11 protein-coding genes and 1 pseudogene are annotated in these 12,328 nt (G+C 68.0%); 4 read left to right on the plus strand and 8 right to left on the minus strand.

Annotated features, from left to right (window positions below; translation table 11 throughout):
* Positions 1-8: 8 nt before the first annotated feature.
* Positions 9-551, minus strand: a complete 543-nt coding sequence (locus EV138_RS01245; protein WP_133976633.1) for a hypothetical protein — start codon at positions 549-551, stop codon at positions 9-11.
* A 156-nt stretch (positions 552-707) separates the two neighbouring features.
* On the opposite strand from EV138_RS01245, the gene EV138_RS01250 reads away from it, so the two are divergent.
* A complete protein-coding gene (locus EV138_RS01250) occupies positions 708-1,367 on the plus strand; it encodes a response regulator (RefSeq protein ID WP_133976634.1) in 660 nt (219 codons plus the stop codon).
* A gap of 150 nt (positions 1,368-1,517) precedes the next feature.
* On the opposite strand, the gene EV138_RS01255 is transcribed toward EV138_RS01250, so the two are convergent.
* Together EV138_RS01255 and polA are read right to left on the minus strand one after the other, a co-directional pair.
* Positions 1,518-1,928, minus strand: a complete 411-nt coding sequence (locus tag EV138_RS01255) for a hypothetical protein (protein WP_133976635.1) — start codon at positions 1,926-1,928, stop codon at positions 1,518-1,520.
* A 135-nt stretch (positions 1,929-2,063) separates the two neighbouring features.
* Positions 2,064-4,775, minus strand: a complete 2,712-nt coding sequence (polA, locus tag EV138_RS01260; RefSeq protein WP_133981648.1) for a DNA polymerase I — start codon at positions 4,773-4,775, stop codon at positions 2,064-2,066.
* Positions 4,776-4,903: 128 nt separating this feature from the next.
* On the opposite strand from polA, the gene EV138_RS01265 reads away from it, so the two are divergent.
* A complete protein-coding gene (locus tag EV138_RS01265; RefSeq protein ID WP_238157894.1) occupies positions 4,904-5,332 on the plus strand; it encodes a hotdog fold thioesterase in 429 nt (142 codons plus the stop codon).
* On the opposite strand, the gene EV138_RS01270 is transcribed toward EV138_RS01265, so the two are convergent.
* Positions 5,295-5,939, minus strand: coding sequence for a GNAT family N-acetyltransferase (locus EV138_RS01270; protein WP_133976637.1), 645 nt, complete (start codon positions 5,937-5,939; stop codon positions 5,295-5,297). The genes EV138_RS01265 and EV138_RS01270 overlap by 38 nt on opposite strands.
* Positions 5,940-6,122: 183 nt before the next feature.
* On the opposite strand from EV138_RS01270, the gene EV138_RS01275 reads away from it, so the two are divergent.
* On the plus strand, positions 6,123-6,839 hold the full coding sequence (locus EV138_RS01275; protein WP_238157895.1) for a DUF554 domain-containing protein: 717 nt from the start codon (positions 6,123-6,125) through the stop codon (positions 6,837-6,839).
* Between the two features lie 810 nt (positions 6,840-7,649).
* Here the strand turns inward: EV138_RS01275 and EV138_RS01280 are convergent.
* On the minus strand, positions 7,650-8,318 hold the full coding sequence (locus EV138_RS01280) for an ABC transporter ATP-binding protein (protein WP_500778645.1): 669 nt from the start codon (positions 8,316-8,318) through the stop codon (positions 7,650-7,652).
* Between EV138_RS01280 and EV138_RS38715 the strand changes: the two are divergent.
* Positions 8,280-8,384: pseudogene (locus EV138_RS38715) on the plus strand (hypothetical protein); the annotation flags it as partial. The gene EV138_RS01280 and the pseudogene EV138_RS38715 overlap by 39 nt on opposite strands.
* Here EV138_RS38715 and EV138_RS01285 read toward each other — a convergent pair.
* From EV138_RS01285 to EV138_RS01295, 3 genes are read right to left on the minus strand one after another with little or no spacing between them, the layout of a single operon-like run.
* Entirely contained in the window at positions 8,363-9,241 is an 879-nt protein-coding gene (locus EV138_RS01285; RefSeq protein WP_133976639.1) for an ABC transporter ATP-binding protein, read from the minus strand. The pseudogene EV138_RS38715 and the gene EV138_RS01285 sit on opposite strands and share 22 nt — an antisense overlap.
* Positions 9,238-10,944: a branched-chain amino acid ABC transporter permease gene (locus EV138_RS01290; protein ID WP_133976640.1), complete on the minus strand. Its 1,707-nt coding sequence runs from the start codon at positions 10,942-10,944 to the stop codon at positions 9,238-9,240. The genes EV138_RS01285 and EV138_RS01290 overlap by 4 nt, the downstream gene beginning before the upstream one ends.
* Entirely contained in the window at positions 10,941-12,257 is a 1,317-nt protein-coding gene (locus EV138_RS01295) for a branched-chain amino acid ABC transporter permease (RefSeq protein WP_238157897.1), read from the minus strand. Before EV138_RS01295 ends, EV138_RS01290 begins: the two co-directional genes overlap by 4 nt.
* Positions 12,258-12,328: the final 71 nt, after the last annotated feature.

Raw genomic sequence — 12,328 nt, forward strand, 5'->3', positions numbered from 1 at the left:
CAGTCCGCTCAGGCGGCCAGACGCTCGTCGACCGGCGCGTTGCCCACGGACTGCTTGCTGACTCGATTCTGCACGAGAACGCCGATGCCGTAGAAGAGCGCGACTCCTGGCAGCGCCACCGGCAGGGCACTCACGACGGTGTCGATCGACGCGTCCCTGGCGAGCATGACGAGATTGAGTACGACGATGCCGGCGAGGCCGAGCACGTGGTTGCGCCAGATACCGCCGAACCGGCCGACGGCGTACGCCAAGGCGAATGCCAGCGGGATGAGGACACCGCAGCGGGTGATCCATCCGAACGCGAGCACATGGGCGACGGTCAAGACGGTCGTGATCCCGACGACCGCGAGGATGTTGCGCCGCCGCCACAGGATCGGCAGGGTGACGAGCAGGAAGGCGGGCACCATCGCCCACGAGGTGGTCGAGAGCGGGTGCGGCAGGTCCTCGCCCGAGGCTGCGACGTTCTCGACCATCAGCAACACGCCCGCAGCGGTCATCAGGGCCGCCAGTACGTAGTCGAGTGGCCGGATCCCCTTGAAGATTTCGTTCATCGGACTGTCCTTTCGGTTCGGGTCCCCCTGACCCTGATGCCGTGACAGTAGGTTCCCGGCCCTGTCGCCCACGTCTGGCGCAAGGACGATTACCCGGCCCGCGCGTCGTCCGCAGGGATGACGCGCTCGCCGCAAGGATGAGGGCACAATCGCCGTGTGCCCGACAAGATCCGCGTGCTCGTCGCCGACGACCAGACCCTGGTCCGGACCGGCTTCCGGGTGATCCTGGAGGCCGAGGGCGACATCGAGGTCGTCGCCGAGGCCGACACGGGGACGGCGGCGATCCGGCAGGCCCAGCTGGTCAGGCCGGACGTGATCCTGATGGACATCCGGATGCCTGAGCTCGACGGGCTGTCCGCCACCGAGCAGATCCGGCGGCAGCCGGACCCGCCGACGATCATCGTGCTCACGACGTTCGACCAGAACGAATACGTGTACCGCGCGCTGCGCGCCGGCGCGGCCGGTTTCCTGCTCAAGGACTCCCCGTCGAGCCGGTTGATCGCGGCTGTGCGGGCAGCAGCCACCGGGGACTCGCTGATCGAGCCCGCGATCACCCGGCGACTGGTCGAGCGCTTCGCCGAGCCCGTGCAGCCCCAGGGACTGCCGTCCGAGCTCGCAACGCTGACCGAACGCGAACTCGACGTCCTTCGGTTGCTGGCGCGCGGACTGTCCAACGCCGAGATCGCCGCGGAATTGGTGGTCGCCGATACGACGGTGAAAACGCACGTCGCCCGGGTGCTCACCAAGCTCAACGTCCGCGACCGCGTCCAGGCGGTGGTAGTCGCCTATGAGACCGGCTTCGCCAACCGCGGCTGAACGACCTGGCTGCGCAGGGATTGCTGGAGGTCCCGCGACCAACGTTCGCGGGTGGTGGGTTCGCGGTTGATCACCTCGCGAGGCGGCGGCGTACGTCGGGTGAGCGGCCTTGCTCGGCCAGGCGGACGGCCTCGGTGGCTGCCCGGGCCTTTACCGCTTGGTGTCGTAGCGGCTGACCACCGTGAGTTTGCCGTCGGGTGAGGGGGTCAGGATGACGGATTCACCTGGGTCGCAGTTTTTGCCTGAGGGCTCTCGGAGGGTCAGGTCGCGGATCTCGTAGGACTGCACGATCCGGCCGGCCACTGCGACGTCGAGGCGCAAGGTGGCCGGGAGGTCTGAGTGTGAGGCCATCGAAAAGCGCTGGCCCAGGCGGGCCAGCGCGAAAAAGTCATTGCATTGGTCGTTCCTGCAGGTTCTGAGCATGGCGGTTCTCGGCTGCAGGCTGGTCACGTCCACCTGCACCGGCGGTGGCGACGGCTTGCAAGCCACGACATTGTCCCGGCAGCCCGACAGCGAAATCACGCAAACCGCGATCAGTGCCGCCGCCCAGCGTCCCACCATGGCTCCCCATCCGTCGTCTGTATCCGAAGGACGCGTGGACCGCCGCTTCCGTTGCAGGCAACAGCAAACGGGCAGGTGGAGAATTGCCCCCGGCGGCGGGCCGGGGGCATCCCGGCGGTGGGCCGGGGGATCCCGTCAGTGGGCGGCTTCGTGCCAGGTGCGGCCGACGCCCACCGAGACGTCGAGCGGGACGGCCATCTCGACGGCGCTGCCCATGTCACGGCGTACCAGCTGCTCCAGGGCTTCGCGCTCGCCCGGGGCGATCTCGAAGACCAGTTCGTCGTGGACCTGGAGGAGCATCCGCGACCGCAGGCCTTCCGCGCGCAGTGAGGCGTCCACCTTGAGCATCGCCATCTTGATCACGTCGGCGGCCGAGCCCTGGATCGGCGCGTTCAGCGCCATCCGCTCGGCCATCTCACGACGCTGCCGGTTGTCGCTGGTCAGGTCGGGCAGGTAGCGGCGGCGGCCGAGGATCGTCTCGGTGTAGCCGCTCTTGCCGGCTTCGAGCACGATGCTGCGCAGGTAGTCGCGGACCCCGCCGAAGCGCTCGAAGTACTCGTCCATCAAGCCCTTCGCCTCGTCCACGCCGATCTTCAGCTGCTGACTCAGCCCGTACGCCGACAGGCCGTACGCCAGGCCGTAGTTCATCGCCTTGATCTTCGCGCGCATCTCCTGGGTGACCGCCGACGGCTCGACCGAGAAGACCCGGGCAGCCGTCACCGAGTGGAAGTCCTCGCCGGAGTTGAAGGCGTCGATCAGCCCCTGGTCCTCCGACACGTGCGCCATGATCCGCATCTCGATCTGGCTGTAGTCGGCCGACATCAGCGCCTCGAACCCGTCGCCGACCACGAACGCCTCGCGGATCCGGCGGCCCTCCTCGGTCCGGATCGGGATGTTCTGCAGGTTCGGGTCGGTCGAGCTGAGCCGCCCGGTCGCCGCGATCGTCTGGTTGAACGTGGTGTGGATCCGGGCGTCGGTCGGGCTGATCGTCTTCAGCAGCCCCTCGACGGTCTGCCGCAGCCGGGTCGCGTCGCGATGCGCCAGCAGGTAGGCCAGGAAGGGGTGCTCGGTCTTCTCGAACAACGCCTGCAGCGAGTCCGCGTCCGTGGTGTAGCCGGTCTTGGTCCGCTTCGTCTTCGGCATCTGCAGCTCGTCGAACAACACCACCTGCAGCTGCTTGGGCGACCCGAGGTTGATCTCCTTGCCGATCACCTCGTACGCCGAGGTCGCGGCGTCCCGGACGCCGGTGGCGAAGCGCTCCTCGAGCTTTTCCAGGTACGGCCGGTCGACCGCGATCCCGACCCGCTCGACGTCGGCGATGACGTCGATCAGCGGCAGCTCGACGTCGGCGAGCAACGCCGTACCGGCTTGTTTCTCCAGCTCCGCGTCGAGGGTGTCGGCCAGGTCGGCGATCGCGCGGGCGCGCAACATCGTCGCGTCGGCGGCCGGGCCGCCCTCGATGTCGTCGAAGCTGAGCTGCCCGTTGTCGGCCTCCTCGGTGCGAAGCTCACGCTTCAGATACCGCACGGTCAGGTCGGCCAGATCGTACGACCGCTGGTCGGGGCGGACCAGATACGCGCTCAGCTGGGTGTCCGAGGTGAGCCCGGCCAGCTTCCAGCCGCGCTCCAGGAAACCCAGCAGCGGGCCCTTCGCGTCGTGCAACGCCTTGGGCTGCTTCGGGTCCGCGAGCCACGCCTGCCAGGCGGAGTCGTCGTCCGGGGTCAGCGTGCTCGGGTCGAACCAGGCGGCCGCGCCGGTCGAGGTCGCCAGCGCCAGGCCGGTGATCTCGCCGGTGCCACGTCCCCAACTGCCCTGCACAGCCACACCGGTACGGGCGCCGGTGGAGACGTGCTCCTTGATCCAGCCGGCCACCTCGCCCGGCTTCAGCTGGGTGCCCTGGAGGTCGAAGCCCTCCTCGATGGTCTCCTCGACCTGCTCGTGCTCGGCGACGAGGCGCTCCCGCAGGACGCGGAACTCCAGGCTGTCGAACAGCGTGTGCACCTTGTCGCGGTCCCACGGGTGCCGGACCAGGTCGTCGACCGAGACGTCCAGGGTCAGGTCGCGGACCAGCTCGTTGATCTGCCGGTTCCGGATCACGTCGGCCAGGTGCTCGCGCAGCGACTCACCGGCCTTGCCCTTGATCTCGTTCACCCGGTCGATCAGGTCGTTGAGCGAACCGAACTGGTTCAGCCATTTGGCCGCGGTCTTGTCGCCGACCCCCGGCACGCCCGGCAGGTTGTCGCTCTTCTCCCCCACCAGCGCGGCCAGATCGGGGTACAGCCGCGGCGGGATGCCGTACTTCGCCTCGACCGCGGCCGGGTCCATCCGGGCGATCTCGGAGACGCCGCGCTTGGGATACAGCACGGTGATGTTGTCGTTGATCAGCTGGAACGAGTCCCGGTCGCCGCTGCTGATCAGCACCTCGAAACCCTGCTCGTCGGCCTGGGTGGCCAGCGTGGCGATGACGTCGTCGGCCTCCCAGCCGTCGATCTCGGTCATCGGGATGCGGAGCGCCTCCAGCACCTCCTTGACCAGCGAGACCTGCCCCTTGAACTCGTCCGGCGACTTCGACCGGCCGGCCTTGTACTCCGTGTACTGCTCGGAGCGGAAGGTCTTGCGGGACACGTCGAAGGCCACGCAGATGTGGGTCGGCTGCTCGTCGCGAAGCATGTTGATCAGCATCGAGGTGAACCCGTACACCGCGTTGGTGTGCTGGCCCGTGGTGGTGGAGAAGTTCTCCACCGGCAGCGCGAAGAACGCCCGGTAGGCCAGCGAGTGCCCGTCCAGCAGCAGGATCCGCGGGCGGGTGGTGGACTCGGCCACCGCCGTACCCGGATCCTTGGTCATCGTCGAGGAGTCAGTTTCAGGAGCCACGTAGAGACTCTAGTGGACCCCGCCGACAGTTCTGACACGCGCACGCGAGGGCTCACGTAGTCTTCGAAATGACACATCGCGAGAGCCCGAGGAGACCCGCTGTGACCGACGAGAACGCTGCCGCCGAGCTACCCGCGGGGATGCTGACCGAGGGCACACTGCTCGACCTGATGGGCATCGTCATCACCGAGGCGAGTCCGGAGCGGATCGTCGCGACGATGCCGGTCAAGGGCAACGTCCAGCCGTACGGCCTGCTGCACGGCGGCGCCTCCTGCGTACTGGCCGAGAGCCTCGGCTCGATCGGCTCGGCACTGCACGCGGCCGCTTTCGACAAGGTCGCCGTCGGGGTCGACATCAACGCCACCCACCACCGGGCCGTCCGCGACGGCGTCGTCACCGGGGTGGCCACGCCGATCTACCTCGGCCGCACGACGACGACGTACGAGATCGTCATCACCGACGAGCGGGACAAGCGGGTCTGCACCGCCCGGATCACGTGCCAGCTGATTCAGGCTCCGCCGGGATCCTGAGCTCACTCGCCGCGTACGCCGGATCGTCGGTCAGCGGCGACCTGGTGGCCTGCGCGCGCCGGGCGATCACCGAACGGCGCGACGACAGCAGGGCCAGGAGATTGGGGGCGTGCTCGGCAGCCAGCCGCCGCCGTACGGTGTGGGTGCTGGCGAACCGCAGTACGCCGGCCTGCCCCAGCCCGAGCCGGGCGAGGAACCTGTTCGCCTCGCGGGCCACCGCCGGCGCCACGACGGCGAGATGCGGGCAGTTCTCGTGCTCGGCCCAGCCGGCCGCCTCGGCGATCAGTGCCTTGCCCAGGCCGTGCCGGCGGGCGTGGTCGCTGACATGCAGGTACTCCACTGTCACCGTGACCTCTTCGTGCAGTGGACTGATCGGCGTCTGCCGCAAGTACGCCATCCCGCCCAGCCGGCCGTCGATCTCCCCCACGACGAGCCGTCCGAACGCATCGTTGCTCTGCCGGGCGATCGACGCCCGCGCCGACTCGGCGGTCGGCGCTGCCAGCAACCGGGACTGATGTCCGGTACCGGCGGCCATCTCCCGCCACAGCGTCACCAAGGCGTCCGCGTCGTCCGGGCGAGCGTCGCGCACCTCGATGAGTGGTGCCACGTCGGCCTCCTGGTCTGGTCCACCCCCGAGGTGAACAGGACGGGCAGATACGCTCATCCCCGCGCAACAGTAGGGCTTCCGGGGTCACTTGCAAAGCTGTGACTCGCGCACCTTACAGCCCCCACACCGGCAGTCACAGCCGGCGATCGGAGACCAGGTTTGTTCATCGGAATCGGGACAGTCGTGAACGTCGCGACAGTCCTCACCGGTTCGGTGCTCGGAGTGCTCATCGGCCACCGGCTCAGCCAGCGCACCAGAGACCTGGTCACCGACGCGCTCGGCCTGGTCACCTTGCTGATCGCCATCACGTCCGCACTCACGGTCGGCGACAAGGCTCTGAGCGACGCGGTCGGCGACAGCGCGCCCGTACTGATCGTCCTCGGCGCGATGCTGATCGGCGGCATCACCGGCTCGCTGCTCCGGATCGAGCAGCGACTGGAGGGCGTCGGCGCCTGGATGCAACACCGCTTCAGCCGCGGCGACGGCGAAAGCACCTTCGTCGAAGGCTTCGTGTCGGCATCGATGGTCTTCTGCGTCGGCCCCCTGACCTTCCTGGGCGCCCTCTCCGACGGCCTGGGCCGCGGCGCCGACCAACTCTTCCTGAAGTCCGTCCTGGACGGCTTCGCCTCCATCGCCTTCGCCGCGTCTCTCGGCTGGGGCGTAGCCGCTTCCGCGATCGTCGTCCTGGTCGTCCAAGGCTCGATGACGGCGGTCGGCGCCGTCCTCGGCGACGTACTCCCCGACGCCCACGTCACAGCCCTGGGCGCCACCGGCGGCGTACTCCTCATCGGCGTAGCCCTCCGCCTCCTGAAACTGAAACAGATCGCCGTAGCCGACCTCCTCCCCGCCCTCATCGTCGCGCCCCTGCTCGTCCAACTGCTTGTCGTCGTACGCCGCTGACTTCCCCGGCCTACGCACCGAAGAGCCCCACCGCGCGGCAGTACGAGGCGACCTACGAGAACGCCTAACCACCAACCCTTGATGCCGACAGCAACCACTGCACAGTTGCCGAGCAGCGGCGCAGGAGCTGCGTGGGTGTACGGCGAGTTGCATGCTGACGCCGACCTGCAGCAACAGCTGGCCGCCCCCACCGGTCCTTTGCGCCGACAGAAACCACAGCGCAGTCGCCGAGCTACGACGCAGGAGCAGCGAACCCATGGCGGGTAGGAGCCGCGACGCAGGAGCTGCGTGGGCGCACGCGAGTTGCATGCCGACGCCGATCTGCAGCGACGGCCAACTGCACCAACCGGCCCTCCGCGCCGACAGCACCACAGCGCAGTCGCCGAGCTGCGACGCAGGAGCAGCGACCCAGGGCGGGAGCCGCGACGCAGGAGGTGCGTGGGCGCACTAAGCCGCAGCTCGACGCCAAGAGCAACCACCGCGCAGTCGCTGAGCTGCGACGCAGGAGCAGCGACCCAGGGGTGGGCGGGAGCGGCGACGCAGGAGCTGCGTGGGTGCATGAACCCGCACCCTCGACACCATCAGCAACCACCGCGCAGTTATCGAGCTGCGACGCAGGAGCAGCGAACCCGGGGCGGGCGGGAGCCGCGACGCAGGAGCTGCGTCGGTGCATGAACCCGCACCCTCGACACCATCAGCAACCACCGCGCACTCACCGAGCTGCGACGCAGGAGGTGGGTGGGGGAAATGCCGAGAGCCCCGGTCCGCAAGATCGGCGGATCGGGGCTCTTGGCAACTTGTACTGCGTGCTCAGTCTTCGCCGAGGTAGGCCTTGCGGACCTCGTCGTTGCTGAGGAGTTCCCGGCCGGTGCCGGAGAGGACGATCTTGCCGACCTCCAGCACGTAGCCGTAGTCGGCGCGCTTCAACGCCGCCTGGGCGTTCTGTTCGACCAGCAGGATCGTCGTACCCTGCTTCTGCAGTTCGGTGACGGTCGACATGATGCGCTTCATCATGATCGGCGACAGACCCATCGACGGCTCGTCCAGCATCAGCAGCTTGGGCTTGCTCATCATCGCTCGGCCCATCGCGAGCATCTGCTGCTCACCACCGGAGAACGTGCCGGCCGGCTGCTTGCGCCGCTCTCCCAGGATCGGGAAGAGGTCGTACGCCGCGTCGAGGTCGGCGCGCACCGCCGCGTGGTCGTTGCGGGTGAAGGCACCGAGTCGCAGGTTCTCCTCGACCGACAGCCGGGGGAAGATCCGCCGGCCCTCGGGTGAGTGTGCCAGCCCCATGGTGACGATGTCGTGGGCCGGCACCTGGTCGATCCGCTGACCCTGGAAGAGGATCTCGCCGTACGTCGGGCGCAGCAGCCCCGAGATCGTCCGCAGGGTCGTCGTCTTGCCGGCACCGTTGGTACCGATCAGCGAGACGACCTGCCCTTGTTCGACGGAGAAGCTGATCCGCTTGACCGCGACGATCTTGCCGTAGGCAACTTCCAGGTCCCTGATCTCGAGCAGCGCGGTCATGCCTTGCCCTCCTCTTCGGCCACGGTGGTGTCCTGGACGCGGGCCTCAGTGACGTCCACGTCCTCGTCGTCGTCCTCACCGGTACCGATGTAGGCCTCGATCACCCGCGGATCCGACTGCACCTGACCCGGCGTGCCCTCGATCAGCGCCTCGCCGCGGACCAGGCAGAGCACCCGGTCGCAGAGGTTGAAGATGAACCGCATGTCGTGCTCGATCACAACTACGGACAGACCCGAGTCGCGGATCTTGAAGATCAGGTCGCTGGCCTGCTTGGTCTCCTGCGGGTTCATCCCGGCCGTCGGCTCGTCCAGCAGGATGAGCTTGGGGTCGGTGGCCAGCGCCCGGGCGATCTCGAGCCGGCGCTGGTCGCCGTACGGCATGTTGCGGGCCAGGTGTTCGGCCGACCGGCCGAGTCCGACGAATTCGAGCAACTCCTGGGCGCGCGCCCTGGTGGCCGCCTCCTCGCGACGGAACTTGGGCCCGCGCAGGATCGAGGTGATCGCGCCTGAGCTGGTCCGGCAGTAGCGCCCGACCATCACGTTCTCCAGCGCGGTCATGTTCGCGAACAACCGGATGTTCTGGAAGGTCCTTGCCATCCCGGCCCGGACGACGGCCCGCGGCTTGGGTGGCAGCGGCGTACCGGCGAACCGGACCTGTCCGCTGGTCGGCTTGTACAGACCGGTCAGGCAGTTGAAGAACGTCGTCTTGCCGGCCCCGTTCGGGCCGATCAGGCCGACGATCTCGCCCTCGCGGACGGTCAGGTTCACGTCGTTGACCGCCAGCAGACCACCGAACCGCATGGTCACCCCGGAGGCCTCCAGCACCGGCTGCCCGATCGCGCGCGCCGGGTTCGCCGCCGCTTCCGTGATCGTCATCTCGCCTCCTCGACCAGTTCGCTCTCGATGGCCACCGCGAGCTCCTCGTCCTCTTCGTGGAACTCCAGCTGCCTGCGTCTGCTCGCGACCAGTCCCTCGGGACGGAACCGCATCATCAGCACCAGCAGCAGACCGAACATCAGCAGCCGGTACTCCGAGAAGAACCGCAGCTTCTCCGGCAGCAGCTTCAGGATCGTTGCTCCGAGCAACACACCCGCGATGGTGCCCATACCGCCGAGCACGATCGCGGCGAGCAGGAACGCCGACTCCAGGAAGATGTACTGGTCGGGGCTGACGGCAACGTCCTGGTGCGCCTTGATGGTGCCGGCCAGGCCGGCCAGGAAGGCGCCGATCGCGAAGGCGAGGATCTTCAGTCCGAAGACGTTGACCCCCATCGCTTCGGCGGCCTTCTCGTCCTCCCGGATCGCCACCCAGCCGCGGCCGATCCGGCTGTCGTTCAGCCGGGAGAAGACCAGGATGACGAAGCCGATCAGGAGCAGCAGCAGGAAGTAGTAGTTGGAGAAGCGGCCCAGCTCGATCCCGGCGATCGTGTGCGGGTCGCCGAAATTGAACCCACCGATCTGCAGCTCCGGGATGCCGGGGATGCCGTTCGGGCCGTTGGTCAGCAGCGGGCCGTTGGTGCCGTCCAGGTTGAACATCGTCAGCCGGAAGATCTCACCGAAGCCCAGCGTCACGATCGCCAGGTAGTCACCGGAGACCCGCAGCGTCGGCGAACCGATGATGAGGCCGAGGGTGGCCGCCGTACAGGCACCGAGCAGGACGACGATCGGGAACGGCGGGTGCCAGTTGATCGTCGCGAACGCCGACTCCGACAGCATCGCGGCGACGTACGCGCCGGAGCCGAGGAAGGCGATGTACCCGAGGTCGAGCAGACCGGCCAGGCCGACCACGATGTTCAGGCCCATCGCGGTGGCCGCGAAGATCAGCACCTGGGTCGCGATCGACATGTTCGCGTCCGAGCCGTTCTGGGTGAACGGGAAGAAGAACGCGACCACGAACGCGGCCAGCGTGAGTACCTTCTTGTGCCGCTGCGCGACGTGCCCGAACCAGCTCAGCGTGCCGGTCCGGAACATCACGACGACGACCGTCGCGAAGAAGGCCAGGCAGATGATGAACGACCAGGCGTCGGTCAGTCCGAGCGCGTACGCCGCGCCGAACAGGATCGCCGCCATCGTCACCGCGATCGCCAGGATCTCGGCCCAGCCGGCCACTCTCGCCTTGCTCAGGTCGTTCAGTTGGGGCAACGGCAGCAGCCGCGAGCCGACCAGCAGCAGGATCGCGCCGGCCAGGCTGATGTAGGCACCCGGGTCGACGTTGATCAGGCCGTCGGACTCGGTACCGATCGCAACCAGGATCAGCACCATGTAGAGCGTCAGCCCGATCCCGAACGCCCGCAGACCGAGCGCCGAGTCGAGCCAGGGACCGATCTTGGTGGTCAGCGGGCCCTTGACCGCGAGCAGCAGGATCAGCGAGAGCACGGCCCCGATGATCGTCAGCCGCTGCAGGCCGCCGGGGTTGCCGACGATCGAGAGGTCCCCGAGGATCTTCCGGTCGTAGCTCCAGGACAGGAAGGAGCCGACGATCAGCAGTACGACGCCGGCGAGCCCGAGCGGCCAGGCCGCCCGGTTCTCCGCCGGCCGCGCCACGACGCTGTCGGCCGGCTGGGTCTTTACCTCACTCATGCGCGGTCCACCACCCTTGCTCCGAGCAGACCCTGCGGCCTGAAGACCAGCACCAGGATCAGGATGACGAAGGCCCAGACGTCCTTCCAGGAGCCACCGCCGAACTGTCCCGGGATGTACTGCGTGGCCATCGACTCGACGACCCCGAGCACCAGGCCGCCGACGACCGCACCCTGGATGTTGCCGATACCACCGAGAACAGCGGCGGTGAACGCCTTCAGACCGGCCAGGAAGCCCATCCGGAACTCGATGTTGTTGTTCTGGAAGCCCTGCGAGATCCCGGCCACCGCGGCCAGGACCGCACCGAGGGCGAACGCGACCACGATGATCCGGTCGACGTTGATGCCCATCAGCCGGGCGGTGTCCGGATCCTGCGAGACCGCGAGCATGCCGCGGCCGAGCCGGGTCCGGTTGATGAAGTACCAGAGCACCAGGGTGCAGATGGCCAGGGCGACGAGCGTGAAGATCGCCGACCGCTGGATCGTGACGCCGCCGACCTGCAGCGCGCTACCGGTCACCACGTCGATCTGCGGGAACGGGATGCGCTGCTTGGCGGTCGGCCACTCGACCTTGCCGATGATCTCCTTGAAGATCAGCCAGGCGATCTCCAGCAGTACGCCGGTGGCCGCGGCCACCACCACGACCGGCTGGAGCTGGGCCTGGGCCCGTTCCCGCCCGGTCAGCCCGCGCGCGAAGAGCCAGCCGGCCGCAGTACCGACGACCAGTCCGCCGACGATCGCGGCCAGCGTGATCACGATCGACAGGTCACGCTCGAGCAGCCGCAGCACGGCCCAGACGGCCAGCGCGAAGACAGTTGCCGCCAGCAACGGAGCGCGGTCGCGCCACTTGGTGATCGGGTGATCGAGCGGGACCTTGGTGATCCGCGCGCCGATCAGGTACGCCACCAGCAGCACGATCCCGGCCATCGCGGCCACCGTCCAGCCCGGGCGTTCGTAGAACAGCCGGATGAACTCCTGCAGGAACACCGAGATACCGATCGCGGTGATCAGTGGCGCCAGTCGCGGCGCGTGCCGCAGGGGACGGTACGCGACACGTTCCATCAGCACCGCCGTCCCGACCGAGGCGCACATCGCGCCGACGATCATGAACGGCAGGATCCACACGCTGGTGTGGCCGTTGAAGAACAGAAGATAAGTGGTCAGTGCGCCGAACGCACCGATCATGAACACCTCGCCGTGGGCGAAGTTGATGAGCTGCACGATGCCGTAGACGACGGTGTACCCGACCGCGATCAGGGCGTACAGCGATCCCAGGGTCAGCCCGTTCACGAGCTGCTGGAAGAACTGGTCCACGTCGACCTCCCAACTGCCTCAGTTCTGACATGGCTGGGGGGTGGGACGTGGTCCCACCCCCCCAGGTCATG

The sequence above is a fragment of the Kribbella voronezhensis genome, from assembly GCF_004365175.1.
In the GTDB taxonomy this organism is placed as follows: Bacteria; Actinomycetota; Actinomycetes; order Propionibacteriales; family Kribbellaceae; genus Kribbella; species Kribbella voronezhensis.

Coding starts and splice junctions, on each gene's coding strand:
- EV138_RS01290 (WP_133976640.1), bottom strand. CDS start 10,944: ATGAGTGAGGTAAAGACCCAGCCGGCCGACAGCGTCGTGGCGCGGCCG.
- polA (WP_133981648.1), bottom strand. CDS start 4,775: ATGACCAAGGATCCGGGTACGGCGGTGGCCGAGTCCACCACCCGCCCG.
- EV138_RS01245 (WP_133976633.1), bottom strand. CDS start 551: ATGAACGAAATCTTCAAGGGGATCCGGCCACTCGACTACGTACTGGCG.
- EV138_RS01255 (WP_133976635.1), bottom strand. CDS start 1,928: ATGGTGGGACGCTGGGCGGCGGCACTGATCGCGGTTTGCGTGATTTCG.
- EV138_RS01285 (WP_133976639.1), bottom strand. CDS start 9,241: ATGACGATCACGGAAGCGGCGGCGAACCCGGCGCGCGCGATCGGGCAG.